This window comes from Mesorhizobium waimense (genome assembly GCF_003601975.1).
GTDB lineage: Bacteria > Pseudomonadota > Alphaproteobacteria > Rhizobiales > Rhizobiaceae > Mesorhizobium > Mesorhizobium waimense.
Window position 1 is genome coordinate 1 of record NZ_QZWZ01000175.1, and the last position, 867, is coordinate 867.

At 54.7% G+C, this 867-nt stretch carries 1 protein-coding gene; it reads left to right on the plus strand.

What is annotated here, in order from left to right:
• Window positions 1-13: 13 nt before the first annotated feature.
• The coding region (locus tag D3227_RS40470) for a M24 family metallopeptidase (protein WP_167481083.1) at window positions 14-867 on the plus strand (854 nt) is incomplete at its 3' end.

Here is an 867-nt window from a genome sequence, read left to right on the forward strand (position 1 = left end):
AGGAGAAATGCTAGTGCCCGCATTCAGTCAAGAAGAATATCGCGCACGCACGACCCGCCTGCGCCAGCAGATGGCCGAGCGTGGTATCGACGCACTGCTTGTCTTGAATGAAGGGAATATGAACTATCTTACGGGCTATGAAGGTTTTTCCGACTACGTCCCACAGCTCGTTCTTGTTTGCCAGGACGAGGAGGATCCGTGGCTTATATTGCGTGAGATGGATACTCTGTGTGCAGACGCCAGCTCGTACCTGCCGCAGTCACACGTCCTAAGTTATCCAGAAAAATACATAGCTTCGAGCCAGCTCTCGGCGTGGCAGCCCATTGCTGGACTTGTTCGCGAGCGCAGCCCATCTGGCTGCATTGGGGTCGAACTATCGGGTAAAATACTTGGATTGAAGGGCCATGCCGCCTTAGGCAAAAGTTTAGGCACATCGGAGTTCATCGATGCCGATGGGATGATTTCATCGCTAAAGGCGATAAAATCACCTGCGGAGCTCACCTACATGGAGCAGGCGGGAAAGATTGTCGATAGAGCTATGCAAGTCGGTAGGCTTGCAATTTCTGTGGGGGCCAGAGAATGCGATGTGGCTGCGACTATCGCACATGCACTTTACGCGGGCACTCCGGAATTTCCGGGAGGGACCTCTCGTAGTCCTTTGGTTACTATGCCAGTAGGTTCTCCCGGCGCCGCGCCACACCTCACGTGGACCGACGGATTTTACAAGATGGGCTGCCAGACGAATTTCGAACTCGGCGCCGTCCGTCACCGATATTGCTGCGCATTGTCGCGAACGGTATTTTTGGGAGAACCGACCGCTAGATCGCGGCACGTGCACCAAGCGTGCCTTGACGGTTTCCTAGCTGC